Origin of the sequence: Formosa agariphila KMM 3901 (assembly GCF_000723205.1) — a bacterium.
In the GTDB taxonomy this organism is placed as follows: Bacteria; Bacteroidota; Bacteroidia; order Flavobacteriales; family Flavobacteriaceae; genus Formosa; species Formosa agariphila.
Map to the genome: position 1 here is coordinate 2,535,173 of NZ_HG315671.1, position 20,360 is coordinate 2,555,532.

Below are 20,360 nucleotides of genomic sequence, written 5' to 3' on the forward strand. Positions count from 1 at the left end.
ATCGTACTTACTTTACAAATTCTATTTTATACACAAAGGCATAATCTCCAGTTTTCACTGATAAAGGTTCTATTGTTAATTCGTTATTTTTTTGCTTCCATTTTATAGTTTCATTACATCCTAACAATTCAATACTCTTTATTTTTTGCTCTGCTGCTATCCCTAAAGATTTAATTCGTGTTACTTCTGTTGGCCAATCTAAAACAATCGCGTATAGTGTCTCTCCTTTTGTAGTAAATCTAATGTCTTTTGAAGAATTATCTGCATTTTTATGTTCACTTAAATGGCCTTCAACAACTTCTGCAGGTCCTTCTCCATAAATTTTCCAAGGACGTGTTTTATATATAGCCTCGCCATTTACGCGTAACCAGTCTCCCATTTGTAATAGTCTCTTTTCAACCTCTGAAGGAATTTCTCCTGCAGCTGTAGGTGTTATATTTAATAATACAGCTCCATTTTTACTAACAACATCTACCAAAAAATCGATAAGTCTATTAGTACTTTTATAATCAGGGTCTTTAATATCACTCCATGCTTTCCAGTCTATAGAATCATCTGTAAGCCAAGTAAAATCTTTTTTCTCACTCATTCTAGAACGCTCTAAATCTAATACAGCCGTACCAACTTCTAAATCATGAAATTTATAAGTTACAACAACATCTTTACCTTTCTCTAAACCTTGGTTGTAAAAATTTGCTAAAAATTGCTGTCTATATTTCTCTCCTATAATATCCATTTTATTATCAAACCACACAATATCAGGATCGTATTTAGTGGTTAATTCTGTTAATCGATCTAACCATTCCTGATTAAATTTTGCATTGGGTAATGGATTTGTGGGTGTATCTGCCATTACAAAAGTACCTTTAGGCACCTTTGGCCCGTACAAACCTTCATATTTAGAATTTGAAGCATCCGTTTTTTCATCCCAAGTAGGAAACCATGCGTATAACCAATGACGATGATAGGTTGTAATAAATTTTAATCCGCGTGCTTTTATAGCCTTTTCCATTGCACCAACCACATCTATTTTTGGTCCCATATCTTTAGCATCCCAGGTTGTTAATTTACTATCCCACATCGCGAAACCGTCTGCATGTTCTGCTATAGGACCAGCAAACTGTGCCCCTGCTTTAACAAATAAATCTGCCCAAACATCTGCATCAAACTTCTCTGCTTTAAACATTGGAATAAAATCTTTATATCCAAATTTATCTAAAGATCCATATGTTTCTATATGATGCTTATTTACAGGATGCCCTTCTTCATACATCCACTTAGAATACCATTCAGTTTGATAAGCCGGAACCGAATAAGGTCCCCAATGGAAATAAATTCCAAATTTTAAATCCTTATACCATTCTGGCACTTCGTATTGTTTTAACGATTCCCAATCTGCTGTGTAATTTATTGGTTTCTGTTTTAGATTCTGAGAATACATATTTACAGCAAACAATAAGATAAAACTTAAAATTACTGTTTTGACTATCTTCTGAAATTGACTTTTAAATACCATAAGCAATATTACTTTAATTATAACTCCACGAATTTCAAGCTAATTACCGTATGTTATTATAACAAATGATTTTTTAAACAAAACAAATGTATTAACCTAAAAAACACCTAACACTCTCACTGTTATTAATACACATCCTCCATAATTATTACGTTTAATTACATTTATTTTAATATTACAAAAAAAACAGAATAGTCATTTTCCTTTATTATTAAGTAAAAAAAATCCTATTTAAGAAGCCAATGCTTCACTTAACTTTAAATGTTTAGTTCTTGTCTAGTCTAGTTTTGAATCTAATTAACATGAAGTCCGTAATATTAAAGTTCTAACAATTTTAAATTAAACTTATGAAACAAAATTTCGTTTTAACCTCTATTTCAATACTTTCTTTTGTCTCTATACATGCTCAAGATTGGAAAGATATTCCTATTCCTGCCGATCCTGGAATAGATAAAATTTGGGAACTTCAAGAAAATGTTTCAGATGATTTTAATTACAATTTCGATGCGTCTTCAGAAAAATCTAATTTCGGAGATAATAAATGGTATAATTTCTATCATAACAGTTGGGATGGACCAGGAACAACCTATTGGAAATATAACCACGTATGGGTCGATGGATCTGATGTAAATATTAGAGCTTCCCGATGGAATAAAACTAATGAAGCCGCTCCTGTCTCCCCTTGGCCAAATAAAATGAACAAGCCAAACGACGGGATTAATGCTGCATGTATCACTTCTAATAATACAGTAGTATTTCCTGTATTTGTAGAAGCTAGTGTAAGTGTTGCAAACATTTCACTAGCTACAGATATTTGGTTATTAAGTCCTGACGACACTCAAGAAATAGACATAATGGAATGCTATGGTGGCGCCGATAGCAACAATGCATTCTTTGCAAAAGACATCCATTTAAGCCATCATTCATTTATCCGTCAGCCTCTTCAAGATTACCAACCTAGAGGAAAAAACACCTGGTACACACGTAGCGACATCACAACATCTTGGGGTGATTATTGCTGGAACGATGGTGAAAGGAAATATGTTCAGATTGGTGTAAATTGGATTGGCCCAAAACACTTTGAATATTATGTAGATGGCGATTTAGTTCGAGTACTTTACGATAAAGCTAGTGCAACAAAAAAAGGAAGTACTTGGTATTATACGTATCCTAGTATGACCAATGGAAAGTTAGATTTTGATGCAAACGGCTATCAAACAGAAAATGAATATGCTACAGAAACGTCATATAATTTTAAAACCTTAGAAGCCGCTAGTAACACTTCTATAGTAAGTATTATAGATCCTTACAATTATCAAAATGGCAACGGATTTACCAAACCTTTAGATATTATTATAAATGTAGAATCTCAAAATTGGCATGTAGATGCAGGGCGAACTCCTAATGATGATTTATTAAACGACCCAAGTAAAAATACTATGAAAGTAGATTGGCTACGAGTTTATAAACCCTCGAACAAATTAAACATTGAAACGCCTAATTCAGGAAGCTCAATTAAAATCTATCCAAATCCTGCAGATAAAGAACTACACATTAAGAGTGAACACAAGCTAGACAGTATAAAAATATATAATGCCTTAGGCGTTTTAGTTTATCAACAATCAAAACCTGTAGAAATCATTCCTCTAAACCATTTAAATACTGGTGTCTATTTTACTTCTATAACGTCTAATAAATCAACAATTATTAAGCGTATTATTGTTCAGCATTAATAGAAAACTATAATCGGCACCTCATTATATGATATAGGTGTCGATTTACTCCTGGATTAAACACCTAATATATTGTTTATTAATGCTGCCGTTTTTTGTAACTGTTGAATAAAGAAATCTCTAGATTTATTATTTTCAGAAAGCGCAGTCAAACTAGAGATCGCAATTGAAGCATAAATTCCAGAAGACACATCACCTATTGCAATCGCTATATCAGTAACACCTAAAGTCAACTCACTCTCTTTAAGATCATAACCTGTTTTTTTTATATGCTGAAGCGCCTGCAATAATTCATTCTGATTTTTAAGATCTAATTCGTTAAAATCTTTAGATTTTTTTAAAATAGAATCACGTTCATTCTCATTTAGATTAGCTAATAAAACTCGTCCAGAAGTTGTTTTTATCAATGGAAACAAACTCCCTTCTTCTACAGAAAGCGATACAGGGCCAGGACTTTTTGTTTGAGATACTACCATAAGTTTATCAAATTGTATAATACTCATATGACAAGCTTGATGTGTAGCATTTGACAAGTCTTCCATAAACGGTTTTGCCACACGCAACAAACCATCAATAGGACTATGCGTATGTGATAAATGATATAATTTAAGCGTTAAACTATATTTTCCTGAAGTACTCTTACTAATATAGCCTCGGTCCTCAAGACAAGCTAACATTCGATAAATCTCATTTGCTGTTTTATCTAAACCTAAGGAAATTTCTATCTGAGATTGAGGTATAGATTTTTCCGATAAATATTCTATGATATCTAAACCCTTTTCAAGGGCAGGTGTTTTGTATTTACTCATAAAACAAAATTAAACATTTAAATACAAATATCCAATTTCATATTTAAACTTTAAATATAAATTTATATATTTGTATATGAATACAACAAACTATCTATTATGAATAAAAAAATATTAAAATTACTAACCAATATCACACTAGGACTATTAGTGTCATTAAGTGTATTCGCACAGCCTAATACAACTTTGTCTCTTGAAGATTCAAATCAGCAAATAATGGATTTGAGCGGAACAAGATGGCGATTTAAAATGATGGCTCCTGGCGAAGGAGTAAAAAAAGGACTACATAAATTACCCGCAGAGGATATTGAAACATTAGTTTGGAACAATGCAAAAGTACCGGGCGATGTTTATACAGATCTTTGGAAGGCTGGAGTAATCGAAGATCCTCATTTTGGAAGAAATAGTGTTAAAGCTCAATGGGTACAACAGTACGAATGGTGGTACGCATTACAATTTAGTGTTACTGAAGGTGTAGAAAACCAAATGGTCAACCTTGTTTTTGAAGGTGTAGATTATGGCTGCGAAGTTTGGTTAAACGGGCATTATTTAGGCAAACATGAAGGTGTATTTTCTAAATTTTCATTTAATGTAAACGAATATCTACGAATTCATAAATCCGATTTTCTTAAAGGTAGAAATATGTTAGTTGTAAAACTAGACACTCCACCACAGGTAAACGCCTTTGTTGCTGGAAAAAAAACACCTTGGTTTGGAGATTATTGGAGAGACATTACTCCAATAGGGATTGTAGCTCCAGTAAAATTAGTACGTACTGGAAAAGTAAGGTTTAAAGATGTATATGCTAATAATACTATAAATAAAGATGGTTCAGCCGATGTTAATCTTGAGATTACCGTTGAGAACACCAATAATATTGCTAAAGAATTTTCTTTTGAAGCGGCGCTTAATGGTAAAAACTTCAAAATGAAAGAGAAAAAAGTCACTTTTAAAAAAACCATTCAACCTGGAACTCATAAAATAATTCAGAAAATACATTTAGAAGATGCCAAGTTATGGTGGCCTTGGGACTTAGGTGACCAGAATTTATACATCGCTAAAATAGCCATTAAGGATGGTAAGTTAAATCAAGACATCAACGAAACTACTTTCGGTATTCGTGAAGTGACTTCAAAATGGAATCCTGGTTTTATAAAAGATGTAGATGTTACCTTCCCTCGTTCAACTTATATCAATGGAAAATTTCATTTTATTCGTTCTGCATGTTGGGGAGGACCACCAAACATTTTTGTTGGTAGAACTGAAAAAAGCGACTACAAAGAATTAATCCGTTTGGCCAAAGAAATGAATATGAACAATATTCGAATTTTTGGATGGCACCCACCAGAAGTCCCTGAGTTTTATCAATATTGTGACGAAATGGGGATGACTGTTTGGCAAGACATGATTCCATTAGGTACAGGTAATATTCCTTCTGATGAAAAAAACCTAGCCGAAATATTTAACGAAGGAGTTAAAGTAGTTGTGGAACGTAGAAATCACCCGTCCCTAATTATGATGGAAGGTGGTGAAGAAATGATGTTTCGTACTCGTGACCCAAAATTCGGACGTGAATTTTTAGAACGTTTAGGCGATTCTTTACAAGCTTATGTAAACTTACCTTATGTTCCAGATTCACCAATGACTGATCATGTTGGACAACAAGCAGGCTTTAAACCAAAAGAAGCGGTTCATGCTTTACGTTACTTTTACGATATGGGGCAATGGCTACATGAAGATTGGTACCAAACCAAAGCAGATGGTTACCCTATAGTACCTGAATTCGCGATTACTTCTGTACCTTCTGTAGAAAGTTTAAAGAAATTTATTCCAAAGGACGAAATGTGGCCTCCAGGCTTAAGTTGGGGACATCATTGGGCAGATTTAACCCGTTTACGCATGCAAAATTGGGATGTCTTTGGTAGTGAAATGAAAGGATCTTTAGAAGAATTTGTAAATGCAACACAAGATGCACAAGGGATAATTTTCCAAAATGGAATTGAACATTTCCGCCGAGACAAACCAAGTTTAAGCGGTATTGCATTGTGTCATTACATCACTTACGGACCAGATATGAAATGGGCTATTGTGGACAATTACAGAAAACCTAAAAACTCATATTATTTTGTTCAAAAAGCTTATCAACCACTTTTAGTGAATTTTGAATTTAAAAAACGTCGTTGGGACACTAAAGAAGCCTTTGTAGGTAACATATGGGTCATTAATGATTTGTATAAAACTTTCAAAGATTGTAATGTAAAGTTTGAAATGAAAGACGATTCTGGAAACGTAATCGCAAGCAAAAATTTCTCAATTGACAAGATTGAAGAAAACAGTGCTAAATCATTCTTTCCTATCAACGAAAAAGTTTTAAAATCGGTGAAATCTAAGTTTTTTGTCAACCTAGAATTAACAGATAAAAGCGGCAAAACAATTTCTAAAAATGATTACTTCTTCTTAATTGGTGATCAAAAAGAAGCAACGAAACATTTTAACGCTTGGAAAGAAGAACGTCTTAAATCTGAAAACGAAAATGGCGGATATGGTTCATATTACCACTTCTTTAAAGAGTTTACAGGTGAAGACGGAAAACGTTACGAGAGTGAAACTCAAATCCCAAGAGCTATAGGATTTTAATATTAAAATAAGCGGTCTGGAAAATATTATAAATGTTAACCGGAAAGGTTTACACACTTTTCAGACCAGCTTTTTATTCCTTCAAAAATGAAACAAGAAAAAATACAATTAAAAGGGATTACCTGGGATCATAGTCGAGGTTTTACATCGGCAGTTGCCACGGCACAACGTTTCCACGAGTTAAATCCGAATATAGAAATCACATGGGAAAAACGCTCGTTACAAGCTTTTGCCGATGAGCCAATTGATAAGCTTGCAGCACGCTACGATTTACTAATTATAGACCACCCATGGGCAGGTTTTGCAGCCCGAACTGGCGTTATTATCCCCTTAAACGAACATTTACCAAAAGCATTTTTAGATGACCAAGCAGCGAATTCCGTAGGAAAATCACACGAAAGTTATTGTTTTGATGGGTACCAAAGTGCATTAGCTATTGATGCAGCCACACCCGTTGCGGCTAGCAGACCAGATTTATTAAACAGACTAGGAAAAAAATTACCCCAAACTTGGGACGATTTAATCGCTTTAGCAAAAGATGGCTTAGTAGCCATTCCGGGAATTCCTCAAGACACCCTAATGAGTTTTTATATGATTTGTTGCACTCTTGGTGAAGATGTGGCACTTACAAAAGACTATTTTGTTTCAGAAAGCATCGGGATAAAAGCATTAAACATCCTTAGAGATTTAGGACAATATATTAATCCGTCTTGCTACGATATGAACCCGATTAAGGTTTACGAAGCCATGACCCGCACCGATAAATTTGCCTATTCGCCATTTGCTTACGGCTACACAAATTACTCGAAACGCGGTTATGCCGATTATATTTTAAAATACCATGACACGGTTGCTTTGGAAGGCGAACATTTAATTACCACTTTAGGCGGTACCGGTTTAGCCATTTCTTCTAGCTCGAAACACAAAGAAGCTGCTTTAGCTTACGCGGAATATATGGCGTCTCCTAAAATTCAAAAAACGGTATTTTTTGATTACGGCGGGCAACCAGGACACAGAGAAGCTTGGTTAGATACTACGAATAATTTCAATGCATTAGATTATTTTAAAGATACTTTACCAACTTTAGATAGAGCCTTTTTAAGACCACGCTACCATGGGCACATGTATTTTCAAGATAATGCTGGAGCACCCATTCGTGAATTCATGAAAAACGGTGGCGATGCGAAACACGTTTTAAATGGGCTAAATAACTTGTATATTGAATCTCTAAAAATATAATATTATGGACTTGCCGTTAAAAGGTATTACAGTATTGGAGTTTTCTCAGTTTATGGCAGGTCCATCAGCAGGGTTAAAAATGGCCGATTTAGGCGCGCGGGTTATTAAAATTGAACGTCCAGGCACTGGAGAAGCAGGGCGACAAATTGCTCTTAAAAACATATTTATTGATGAGAGCTCTATGGTGTTTCATACGGCAAACCGGAATAAACAATCTTATGCAGCCAATTTAAAAGATCCAGAAGATTTAGAAAAAATTAAAAAATTAATCGCTCAGGCGGATGTTATGACCCATAATTTCCGCCCAGGCGTTATGGAGAAAATAGGCTTGGATTACGATACCGTTTCTGCAATTAATAATAAAATAATATACGGCGTCGTATCTGGATATGGCCCTGTAGGTCCTTGGGCAAAAAAACCAGGACAAGATTTATTAATTCAGTCCTTATCTGGATTTGTTAATCTAACAGGAAACAAAGCAGATGACCCCACAGCCACAGGACTAGCAACTTCTGATATTTTTACGGGCGTACATTTAGTACAAGGAATTTTAGCATCACTTATTGCAAGAAACCGTACTGGTAAAGGAGCAAAAGTGGAAGTGAGTTTATTAGAATCTACTTTAGATATTCAGTTTGAATTGTTAACAACGTATCTGAACGATGGTGAAAAACTACCAAAAAGAGCTAAAAAAGGAAATGCTCATGTGTATTTAGATGCACCTTATGGCATTTACCAAACAAAAGATGGCCACATAAGTATTGCGCTAACACCCTTAGATGAATTAGTAAAATCGATAAATTTAAGACTTCCTGAAGCTTTTCAAAATCCTAGTGTTTGGTATACAAAACGCGATGACATCATGGCGTATTTACAAGAACAGCTCATCAAAGAAACCTCAGCACATTGGTTATCAATTTTTGAATCTTTAGATTTTAGAGTTTCAGAGGTATTCGATTATAAAACGCTTTTAAATCACGAAGGCTACAAAGTACTTCAGATGGATCAAGAAGTTGAAACGTCCGATGGTATTTCAATGAAAACCACGCGTTGCCCCATCCGAATTGATGGAAACCGCATTTTCAATAAAAAATCGGCACCAAAAGTAGGCGAAGACAATGCGTTAATAGAAAAAGAATTTAATCTAAGTTAATCATGCAAAAACCATTAGAAGGCATATTAGTTGTAGACTTTAGCCAGTATTTATCTGGACCTTCAGCAAGTTTAAGATTGACTGATTTAGGTGCAAGAGTTATCAAAATAGAAAAACCAGAAACTGGAGATTTGTGTCGTGGATTGCATTTTTCGAATCTGGTCATGAATGGTGAATCTTCCATGTTTCATGCCATCAACAGAAATAAGCAAAGTTACGCAGCTAACATGAAAGCTGATGATGAACGCGAAAAAGTCTATCAATTAATTCGTCAAGCCGATGTTTTAATTCATAATTTTAGACCAGGGGTTGTCGAAAAATTAGGCATTGATTTTGAAACCATAAAAACTATAAATCCTGAAATTGTTTATGCTGAATTATCAGGTTATGGCAAAGAAGGCGTTTGGAAAGATAAACCCGGACTAGATTTATTATTACAATCCCTTTCAGGATTAACACAGTTAAACGGAAACGATGGCGCAGGCCCTGTCCCTATTGGATTAGCTGTGGTAGATATTTTATCTGGTGCCCATTTAGCCCAAGGTATTTTAGCCTGTTTACACAGAAAAGTAACTACGGGTAAAGGTGGTCGCGTTGAAGTGAGTATGTTGGAATCTGCCTTAGAATATCAATTTGAATCGATTACCTGTTTCTTTAGAGACGGCGGACAACCAACAGTACGACCAAAAAGCAATTCGGCACACGCTTATTTGGGCGCGCCATACGGTGTTTACGCGACTAAAAATGGTGCAATTGCTTTAGCCATGGGATCTATTCCTTTTATTGGAGGCTTAATAGGTTGCGAAGCGTTATCAAAATACGAAACGCCAGAAAGTTGGTTCAATCAACGAGATGAAATTAAATACATCCTTGCTAAACACCTCGCTACAAAAGATACTAAAATTTGGTTGGCCGTTTTAGAACCTGCCGATATTTGGTGTGCCGAGATCATGAATTGGAAAACACTCATGGATCAAGAAGCTTTTAAAATTTTAGAGATGATTCAGGAAGTAAACATGTCCGATGGCTACACCTATAAAACCACACGTTGCCCCATTCAAATTAATGGCGAATGGTTAACGTCGGAAATTGGGAGTCCCGTTTTAGGCGAACACAATGAAAAAATCAATAAAGAATTAGCATCGTAATAACTGAATTTTATGAGTGATTTATCAACATACATATTAATCAAAAAAGAAGCAGGCGTCGCTACAATTAGTTTAAACAGACCTAAAGCGAATAGTTATTACAAAGACTTTTTAGAATTAATTAGTCAAGCAGTAAAAAAGGCAAGTTCTGACGATGCCATTAAAATCATTTTAATTAATAGTACTTCCGAGAAATTTTTCTGCGCTGGTGCTGATATTAAAATATTCAGTAACAATACCAACGAACAAAATGCCGAAATGGTTAAAGCGGCTCGCGAAGTTTCCGAAGTTATTACCTCAAGCAGCAAAATTGTTATTGCAGCTGTTAGCGGTCACGTTTTAGGCGGCGGTTTAGAAATGATAATGGCTTGCGATATCCGTTTAGCAGCCGAAGGAAATTATTTAATTGGTTTGCCTGAAGTTAAATTAGGCTTAATGCCTGGAAACGGCGGCACACCAAGACTAATCGATTTAATTGGAGCCAGTAGAGCCATGGAATTGTTGGTAACTGGACATAATATTTCACCACAAAAAGCATACGATTACGGCTTATTTAATCAATTATACCCTGCTGATGCATTTGAATTAAGCGTTGCAAATTATGTAAATGAATTAGCACAAGGTGCAGGACAAGCGATGGCAGCTATAAAGCACTATGTGCAAAAACATAAAGGCATGACGTTACAAGAATCGTTAGATTTCGAAACAACATCTGTAAACGCCTTATACGATACGCATGACGCAAAAGAAGGTTTTCTAGCTTTTGTAGAAAAACGTACACCAAATTTTAATTAACTAATAAAACATACTAATAATGGCAAAAGAAATTAAACATTACCCGTGTTTCATCAATGGTGAGTGGTTAGATTCATCTAAAAGAGAGGTGATTCAAGTTGAAGATCCTGCTAATAATGAAGTTTTCGCATCGGTTACAGCATGTACAAAAGCAGACGTGCAATATGCCTTAGAAACCTCAGAAAAAGCACAATTAGGATGGCATTTAACCCCTGCACAAACTAGAGCAAATTACATTTATGCTATTTGCGATCGTTTGAAAGCTGAACGGGATCATTTCGCCAAATTATTAGTTATGGAGCAAGGAAAAACTTATGCTGAAGCTCTTGGAGAAGTAGATGACACCATTCGCTATATGACGTATTCTGCTGAAGCGGGACGGCGCATTCAAGGCGCTATTTTCCCCACTGAAAATGCCAACGAACGTTTAGAAATTCACAAAGTACCCTATGGGGTTACCGTGGCTTTATGTGCGTTTAATTATCCTTTAGCTTTAATCGGACGTAAATTAGGTCCGGCTTTGGTTACTGGAAATACCATCATTATAAAACCTCATGAATTAACCCCTATAACAGCTTCCGAATTTTGCCGCTTGGTAGAAGACGCAGGCCTTCCTAAAGGCGTTGTTAATATGGTTTCTACACAAAATGCACAAGCTGCATCTTTATTAGTAGAAAGCCCAATTACAAAACTGATTAGTTTAACTGGTAGCACCAATGCCGGAAGAGCGATGTATCGCGCTGCTGCAGACAACATTACAGGTTTAATTTTAGAATTAGGCGGTAAAGCACCATTTATAGTTTTAGATGATGCGGATATCGATAAGGCTGTTGAAGCTGCAGCTATTTCCAGATATGCCAACTGCGGACAAGTTTGTATTTGTAATGAAATGGTGATGGTTGATGAAAAAGTTGCCGATGAATTTACAGAGAAACTCATCAAACGTGTGGCACAAATTAAAACTGGTAATCCATTTGATACTTCTGTAAATATGGGACCTAATGTAAGCTCGCAAGGTTTAGCACGTGTGCAAGATTTAGTAAATCAGGATATTGCGAATGGCGCTGAACTTGTTATGGGAGGCGGCCGACCAGAAGGCGCAGAATTCGATAAAGGCAACTGGTTTGCACCAACCATTCTAACTAATGTTAAACATGATGCTGCTACGATTTCGCAAGAACTTTTCGCACCTGTTTTACCAATTATAAAAGTAAATGGTTTTGGTGAGGCGATGGCGTATTCTAACGCTAGAGAAGAAGGCTTGTCTGCATACCTTTTCACCAATAATTATAAAATTCATCAAAAAGCGATTGATCAACTACAGGTGGGAACTATTTTTATAAACAAACAAATTGTTGGCTATATACAAGGATATCATTCAGGCCATAAAACCTCAGGAATTGGTGGCGAAGATGGCATTTATGGCATTGATCACTTTTTACAAAAAAGAACAGTTTATTTAGAATATTAACAACTAAAATCAACTATATATTTATATTAAATTAATTCTAAGCAACAACATTTGCATTAAATTTTCTTATTTTTTTCAAGTAAACACATCATTAAGTTCACTTAAAAAGATTTGCAAATTTATATTGAAACCTTTAATTATGTCTATTCTGGTTTGTATACACGAATCCAATCTACACGCATAATGGTACGCTCTGTATCTGTAACAGAAGAATCAGTTAAAAAATTGATACCACTATTTCCTTCTCTCCAAGATTGAGCTGCAGCAGAAACAATAATATGCATGGGTTTATTTAAACCTGTCCCCTTGGTGTAACCTTCAGGATCTATTTCAGCCTTTGGAGTTTCACGAATTAATTTTCCATCAACATAGTATTTTAAAGTCCAAGGATCCAACCAGAGCACACCATAATGATGATAGTCTTCTGCCCATTGAGTTCCTGTACCATTTGCATACCAAGTTTCAGTACCAAGCGGTTGATAGTCTTGAAACGGACTTCTAATAAATACATGATGGCTTAGGTGTAATCTTTTTGAAAAATATTCATTCTCTTTTTCGCCAAAAGTCTCTAAATTATCAATTTCCTGAGTGGAATCCTCACTTAACATCCAGACAGCAGAAGATAAAACCGAATTACTTAATTTCACCTTCACTTCCATATAAAGTGGGTATAATACTTTTTCTTTAGACGTTACACAGCCTGTTTGAATGGTATTTTCTACAACAGTTGCGTGATAAATAAGCTCTCCATTTTCTACCTTAGATTGCTCTGGAGTGTAACGTGTAATTCCCGGCCCTGTCCAGCCATTAAAAAATTTATCTTGCCAATTATCTGAAAAATCTGAAGTCGTTTTTCCTCCTTCAAAATTAAATTCATTTGAAACTTCAGACTGAATACTCCATTTTTTTCCGAATCCAGGATCTGGCAAAAATGAGATTTCATCATTATTCACTGAGTCATCTACGACTTCATAATGATTAGAAGATTCCTCTTGTGACCCTGAATTACATGCTGTTGTCGCCATCAACACAACATATGACAATAAAAGTATAGAGGTATTAAGATAATTCAATGAATGAGATCTTTTATTTTTTAAATTTTTCATACTATATAAAATTAAAAGTGAAACTAATGAACATCGTTCTCTAATGAATAAATGCTTAAAAAACCCCAAAAGATTATAAAAATCGATTGGGGTTAAAAACAAACATACAATTAAAAAACAAGATTTTTTAAGGTCTTAACTTAGCCTCAAGAAGTGTTAAATTATCCATATAAAACTTAAGAGGTTCTGGATTATTTTGATTATCTCCTCTAATACTAATTGTTGTTGGGCCTGATTCTGCAAACTGAATGATTTGAGAGCTATAAACCCATTCTCCTACTGCATAATCTGCAGTAAATGTTGGATTACCACCAACTCCCCAATTTGTAGCTGGCGCCCAATAGAAACGTATATCTGGCGCATTAACACCGGCAATAACATTACCTAAAGACTCTACATAAACCCAAACTCCTAATTCGTAATTTTTACCAGCTTCCACATTAAAAGTCACTTTTTCTCCTGCATTGTTAACATGCCCAATAATCATCCCTCCATTCGCATTCACTTCTACATATCCACTTCTGTCACCATCATAAGCTTGGGCTGTACTAACATTAAATTTATATAAATCCCAAGGTGCACCCCACCATTCGTATACCCAATTGGCTTCTGTAGAGTTTTCGAACCCATAATCAAAAGCGCCATTATTAAATAGATTACTTCCTACGAAAACCATAGGAGCATCTGTAAATGCATCTACAGCTACACCATCTAAAGTTTCAAAAGTTCCTGGTGTATATGAAATACTAACTTGATCATCATTATAAGTTGATTCGTTTAATAAACTTAACAAGACTCGGTTCCCTTCTACAGCATCAATTGTTGCAGAAGCTACTTCTGGATTTAAAATAGTTGCTCCATTTTGTATCGTTACAGAAAAATCTAAGGGGTTCAAACTCTCACCATCCATTTCTCTACTAAATTCCAAAGCAATATAATCTTCATGATTGTAAACAGCATCTAGAGTAACTGGATCTGAAGATGGAATTACTTTTATTAAATTTTCAAACATTAAAACATCTTCACCAAATGGACGTGCACGGCTAGCACCTAATTGCACACCAAAAGTTCCCATTTTTCTATATTTTACATCTACTGTTTCTGTATTTTGAACAGTTTCGGGAGTTCCTCCTTCGAATGTCCATGTTGTATTTTCTGGTCCACCTACAATATCATATGTATATCTTATAGATCGACTTGCTTCAAGTACGTTTTCAGCATTCTCCGATAGGTTTAATGCATCTCCTAAAGTTCCGTCTGAATTAATATAATTCGCGGTAATGTTAATTGCTAAAGGTTTTAAAACCGTTACAGTTATTATTGTATCAAGTTCTTTTCCCATTAAAACATCTTCTACGTAAGCATCTCTTTTAAAGACTTGATGTAATGCTACATCATAAACGCCTTCTTCATAAAAAAAAGCTTTCACTACATCTTCAGATGATGTTTTATTGTTCTCTTGACCTTCTAAATTTATTGCCGCATCTGGAAACGTCCATGTTCTTGTTTGCACTCCCGGAGATACATCTCCGAAAGTGATATACCCCCCTTCTTCAATGGTATTAGCAAAATCCATTTGACTAGTGAAAATAACCCTTTGGCTAGCCTCCACAAGATTTAAATCGTTATCATCGTCACTACATGCCGTAAAACTTAATGCGACAAGGCACAGATATTTAACTATATTTTTATATGTTTTCATTCGTCTATTTTTAGTTGTTTAACTGATCGTTTGTCTGTTGCTCTTGAACAGGAATTGGGAAATAATCATGTGCAGACGATAAATAATTTACACTAGATAAATTAAAATCGGGTCTAACACGTTCCTTTATAAACAATGGAGCAATACCATCTCCGGTTATATTTAAAATATCTTTATTATTTTCTCTCCAAACTTCTTCTGAACGTAAATCGTCAAAAACTTCTTTTACTATACCCCAACGTACCAAATCTTTCCATCGTTGTCCTTCAAAAGCTAATTCAACTGGACGTTCTACGCGTTGAATATGAGTTAATACTGTAGCTGGTGTTGGAGAAACAAAAGGTCTAGAACCATGTACTTGCAAACTCACATGTAATTGAGGAAATTGACCTCCATTAGCATCCATATACTTTTGAAGCGTTATTACTCCAGCACGAGAACGTACCATATCTATATATTTAACAGCCTCCGACACATTTCCTGAGCTTTCTAAGACTGCTTCAGCATACATTAAATACACATCTGCTAAACGAATGTGACGAAAATTAATTCCCGATCTACTGTTTCCGTCTTCTTGTTTCCAATGATACCAATTTGTTTGCTTCTTAATATAAGCGCTTTGTCCATAAGCCCATCCACCACGCTCACCAATAGGTAATAAATAGTAATCTGTTTCACCATTAATAGGTGCTATTGTAGCAGACAAACGTTGTGAATGAATTTTACCTGCATTTATAGGATTAGAAGGGTCTACCTCATCACTAGTTAATAATTCATGTAAATAATAGGTTGGAAGTAATGTATTATATCCACCAAAATTTAATTGACCAAAGGCATTTGCAATAGTTGTAGCTTCAGCCCCAGTACCATTTACAGTATCGTCAACAACGTCTCCATTTGCTCCTGGATTTGCATCTGAATTATAAGCCACTTCAAAAATAGATTCCGAATTGTATTCATTTTCGGTTGTAAAATTATCCATTATGTCTGGCACAAGACTGTAAATTCCAGAGTCTATTACATCTTTAAATAGTGTAGCTGCTTCAGAATAATTTTTATTGTATAAATACACTTTTCCTAATAAACTTTTTGCAGCTCCTTCTGTAACTCTACCTAAACTTTCTGAACTCCAAACTTGTGGTAAATGAGATGCTGCAAATTCTAAATCTGGAACTAAAATAGTTTCTCTAACCTCTTCTATAGAACTAAATGGTTTAGAAAAATCTTCTTTAGATTCTGCTACTTTCGTATGTATAACTGCACCTCCATATGTATATGCTAATTGAAAATAATAGAATGCCCTTAAAAATTTAGCTTGAGCTTCAATACTTTCCTTTTCGCCATCAGCAAAATCTGCATCAGAAGTTTCTAAGTTTTCGATAACTTGATTCGCTCTAAAAATACCTACATATAATTCGTTCCATTTATCGGTTACATAATATGTACCATCATTATATGTTAAATTTCTAAAAGTAAATGGACGATACCATGATTCTGTACCTCCAATATCTCCCATAATCATTTCATTAACTAAACCTCCACCACTAATATTTTGAAATTGTAGTGCACCATAAACAGTAGTTAAACCTGTTTGAAATTGCTCTGGTGTATTCCAAAATGTTTCTGTAGTAATGGTATTTGGATTTGTTTGATCTAGAAATGAATCTTCATTACATCCCACAAGCATAAAGACGCTTAAAACGGGTAGTATTATATATTTTTTCATTTTATTTTTCATGTGTCTTACTTCTTTAATACGTTAGAAATTTAATTGTATACCGATAATAAATCTACGCGATACAGGATAGTTCCCGCGATCTACACCACGTGTAAAAATTCCATCTCCTCCAACTTCTGGATCATAACCATTATAATTTGTAAACGTAAATGGATTCATTGCAGTAAAGTAAACTCTTGCTGTATTGATAATATTTTTATTTAGAGTTGGTATTGTATAACCTAAAGTTAAATTTCGTATTCTTAGATATGTTCCATCTTCTAAAAAGTAATCTGATTGCGCTCTAACGCTATTATCAAAAGCATTTTGTCTAAATGTAGGAACATTAGAATCTGCGTTTTGTGGGGACCATTGGTAATACTGTTCTTGATGTCTACCTTGTGTGTAAGCATATAAACGTGCTCCGTTATAAATCTCCGCACCATGAGAATAATATGTTTGAGCATAAAAATCGAACCCTTTATAATCTAAATTCAGGTTAAAACCTGCTTCGAAATCTGCTTGTCCAGAACCAGCATATACGCGGTCGTTGTCATCAATTTTATTATCATTATTTTGATCGACATACATCATATCTCCCATTTGTGAACTTGCTTCAATTAATTTATAAGCATCTAATTGTTCTTGGTTTTTAATAATACCATCATGTTCAACTAAGAAGAAAGCTCCAGCTTCATAACCTTCAGCTAAGAATGTTGTGTAGTCTACATTATCTCCTAAAGACACTACAGGTCTTCCGTTTGCATATCCTCGCTCTACACCATTAAGGTTAGTAACTTCATTCACATTCTTAGTAAATGTTCCTGCAACGCTGTATCTAAGTCCTCCTGAAGATTCACCTTTAAAAGACAGTGATAATTCGACCCCTTTATTAACCATATTCCCAGCGTTAGTAACACGAACATCGTAAACCCCTAAAGCTCTAGTATGATATGTTCCAGAAGATGCAGGTAAACGTTCTTCAATTAACATATCTTCTTTATCAGTTTGATAAAAGTCTGCTGTGAAATTCAATCTATTATTAAACATTCCTAAATCGACACCAATGTTTTTTGAAATACTTGTTTCCCATTTAATATTTGGATCTGCATAACGTCTTTGAATAGCTCCTGATGAGATTTCTTCGTTAGGACCAAAAGGGTAATTAATTCCACTTTCTATTTGAGAAGAAAAAGAATATGCAGGAATGTTTTGGTTACCAACTTCAGCCCAACTTCCTCTCAATTTCAAACTATTTATGGCTTCAATATTAAAGAATGCTTCTTCACTAATATTCCAACCAGCTGAAAACCCAAGAAAATCTCCGAAACGGTTTTCTTCTCCAAAGTTAGATGACCCATCTCGTCTATAACTTGCCGAAAACAAATAGCGTTCGTCATAATTATATTGGGCTCTAAATAGTTTCCCTGTTAATGTATTTACATAATCGTAACTACTTGGTTTTATAGCATTAACTCCTGCTCCTAAAACAGGAGTGTCATTACTTAATAACCCTATTACACCAGTACTTAACTGCTTAGAAGTAAATTCTTCATAAGACAACACTCCTAATAAGTTTACATTGTGTTTTCCAAAACTCTTATTATATTTAAATAAATTTTCTAGAACACGTCTTTCTGTAAATAAAAAATCTTCATTTAACTGAGCATCCTCTCTTGATGCTGTAGGGTTATAATCTCCTTCTGGACCATAGACCAAATATTGAGGCCTAAAAAATGACCTTCTATAGTCATACGTATTTCTACCTACATTTAACTGATAACTTAACCCGTCTATAAATTCATATTCTAAATTAACAGCCATATTTGTACTATTAACTAGACGATCATCTTGATTTTCTAATTCGCGAGATAAATAACTATACTGAATTGCATTAGTTAAAGGTAATTCTACAGAATTATCACCTGCAGACTTTAAATCACCAATTGCAGGTTGCCATGGTTTTTGTGCTATAGAATATTCATAAAGTGCCCAAGGCTCTTGCTCTCTATTTTCTTGAGTTAAAGCTAAACTAGCATATGCTCTAAATTTTCCTTTTTTAAATTCTCCATTTAAACGCGTGCTTAAACGATCAAACCCTGAATTGATTAAGATACCATCTTGATTAAAATAATCTGCACTTAAATTCATAGTTAAATTTTCTGAACCCCCAGAAACACCTAAACTGTAATTTTGTATTCCTGCATTATTATTTTGAACATCTCCAACAAAATCTGTATTATAATCTAAGGCATCTGGTGAAAAAACAAAGATTAAAGGATCTCTACCTAACGCATCTAACATGACTTCTTCAGCATACATTTGTTGTTGCGTATTCATTAAAGGTGTTCCTGAAGTAATATTTTGAACCCCTCCATATGTACTAAAACTTACATTTAAATTACCTCTTTTTCCTTTTTTAGTAGTAATAAGAATTACACCGTTAGAGGCACGTGTACCGTAAACAGCTGCTGCTGCTCCATCCTTAAGAATATCTACTTTTTCAATTTGTTCTGTCGGAATGTTAGGATTGCCTTGAAACGGTATACCATCTACAACATACAATGGTCCTAAAGCACTAGAGCTAACTGAACCCAATCCTCTAATTTGAATATTTGCAGATTCTCCCGGTCTACCACTACTTGATTGTACATTTACACCTGCAACTTGTCCTTGAATAGATTCTCCTAAATCAGATACTGGTGCTTTGGCAATAATTTCTGAAGTGACAAGACCAACAGCTCCTGTTACTTCTTTTTTCTTTTGAACACCATAACCTACAAGAACAACCTCTTCTAAACTTTGAGTATCTTCTTCCAAAGTTACAATTAGATTAGTTTGATTAGATATTGTAACCTCTTTAGTCTTGTATCCCAAGAATGAAAATACCAAGACATTTCCGTTTTCAGTATTCAGACTAAATAGTCCATCAAAATCGGTAACTGTTCCATTATTTAATCCTTTAACGAGAACAGCAACTCCAGCTATTGGAATCCCATTTTCATCTAATACTTTTCCACTAATGTCTGTTTGCGCGTAAACATTAGTCATTGTTAGTAGCAAGAAAGAACAAACGAGTAAAAACTTGCTCCTCCATAATTTTAGTTTTTGTTTCATATTTATTTGATTAGAATAGTTTGTTATTGTCTCTTTGAAATTCTTACCATAAGCACTTTTGATTTATTAATAATAACAGAAGCTTTTTATTAGCAATTATTCAAATTAACAGTAGCTAATTTATAAATACAACAACTCACTACACTAAATTAAGACTAGACTTAAACTAGACAGACACTAAAAACATTGAAAAACAACATGTTGAATTATCGATTTA

Annotated in this window: 13 protein-coding genes; 7 read left to right on the plus strand and 6 right to left on the minus strand. The window is 34.6% G+C overall.

The genetic code is table 11. From position 1 onward, the window contains the following. Positions 1–7: 7 nt before the first annotated feature. A complete protein-coding gene (locus BN863_RS10715; protein ID WP_084817523.1) occupies positions 8–1,516 on the minus strand; it encodes an alpha-L-fucosidase in 1,509 nt (502 codons plus the stop codon). 347 nt (positions 1,517–1,863) lie between these two features. On the opposite strand from BN863_RS10715, the gene BN863_RS10720 reads away from it, so the two are divergent. Further along, on the plus strand, positions 1,864–3,249 hold the full coding sequence (locus BN863_RS10720; protein WP_051774701.1) for a T9SS type A sorting domain-containing protein: 1,386 nt from the start codon (positions 1,864–1,866) through the stop codon (positions 3,247–3,249). A gap of 56 nt (positions 3,250–3,305) precedes the next feature. On the opposite strand, the gene BN863_RS10725 is transcribed toward BN863_RS10720, so the two are convergent. Further along, entirely contained in the window at positions 3,306–4,058 is a 753-nt protein-coding gene (locus BN863_RS10725) for an IclR family transcriptional regulator (RefSeq protein ID WP_038530391.1), read from the minus strand. Between the two features lie 99 nt (positions 4,059–4,157). Here BN863_RS10725 and BN863_RS10730 point away from each other — a divergent pair, with 99 nt between their 5' ends. The 6 genes from BN863_RS10730 (at position 4,158) to BN863_RS10755 (ending at position 12,501) form a co-directional block, all read left to right on the plus strand. Next, positions 4,158–6,695 (plus strand): glycoside hydrolase family 2 protein, encoded by a 2,538-nt coding sequence (locus BN863_RS10730; protein WP_038530394.1) that lies wholly within the window; start codon positions 4,158–4,160, stop codon positions 6,693–6,695. 87 nt (positions 6,696–6,782) lie between these two features. Further along, positions 6,783–7,934, plus strand: a complete 1,152-nt coding sequence (locus BN863_RS10735; RefSeq protein ID WP_038530397.1) for an ABC transporter substrate-binding protein — start codon at positions 6,783–6,785, stop codon at positions 7,932–7,934. A gap of 4 nt (positions 7,935–7,938) precedes the next feature. Beyond that, positions 7,939–9,087 carry a CaiB/BaiF CoA transferase family protein gene (locus tag BN863_RS10740; RefSeq protein ID WP_038530399.1) on the plus strand — a complete coding sequence of 383 codons (1,149 nt, stop codon included), beginning with the start codon at positions 7,939–7,941 and terminating at the stop codon, positions 9,085–9,087. A gap of 2 nt (positions 9,088–9,089) precedes the next feature. After that, the gene (locus tag BN863_RS10745; RefSeq protein WP_038530401.1) at positions 9,090–10,235 is read left to right on the plus strand and encodes a CaiB/BaiF CoA transferase family protein; all 1,146 of its coding nucleotides are present in this window, start codon (positions 9,090–9,092) and stop codon (positions 10,233–10,235) included. A gap of 12 nt (positions 10,236–10,247) precedes the next feature. Further along, on the plus strand, positions 10,248–11,030 hold the full coding sequence (locus BN863_RS10750; protein WP_038530404.1) for an enoyl-CoA hydratase/isomerase family protein: 783 nt from the start codon (positions 10,248–10,250) through the stop codon (positions 11,028–11,030). A 19-nt stretch (positions 11,031–11,049) separates the two neighbouring features. After that, positions 11,050–12,501: an aldehyde dehydrogenase family protein gene (locus BN863_RS10755; protein WP_038530406.1), complete on the plus strand. Its 1,452-nt coding sequence runs from the start codon at positions 11,050–11,052 to the stop codon at positions 12,499–12,501. Positions 12,502–12,644: 143 nt separating this feature from the next. Here the strand turns inward: BN863_RS10755 and BN863_RS10760 are convergent, their stop codons facing one another. The 4 genes from BN863_RS10760 to BN863_RS10775 all read right to left on the minus strand — a co-directional run bounded on the left by BN863_RS10760 (position 12,645) and on the right by BN863_RS10775 (position 20,077). Next, the gene (locus tag BN863_RS10760; protein WP_084817524.1) at positions 12,645–13,607 is read right to left on the minus strand and encodes a family 16 glycosylhydrolase; all 963 of its coding nucleotides are present in this window, start codon (positions 13,605–13,607) and stop codon (positions 12,645–12,647) included. A 127-nt stretch (positions 13,608–13,734) separates the two neighbouring features. After that, positions 13,735–15,309 (minus strand): PKD domain-containing protein, encoded by a 1,575-nt coding sequence (locus tag BN863_RS10765; protein WP_038530408.1) that lies wholly within the window; start codon positions 15,307–15,309, stop codon positions 13,735–13,737. 10 nt (positions 15,310–15,319) lie between these two features. Further along, entirely contained in the window at positions 15,320–17,035 is a 1,716-nt protein-coding gene (locus BN863_RS10770; protein ID WP_242404020.1) for a RagB/SusD family nutrient uptake outer membrane protein, read from the minus strand. A 33-nt stretch (positions 17,036–17,068) separates the two neighbouring features. Continuing rightward, positions 17,069–20,077: a SusC/RagA family TonB-linked outer membrane protein gene (locus BN863_RS10775; RefSeq protein WP_242404021.1), complete on the minus strand. Its 3,009-nt coding sequence runs from the start codon at positions 20,075–20,077 to the stop codon at positions 17,069–17,071. Positions 20,078–20,360 lie beyond the last annotated feature (283 nt).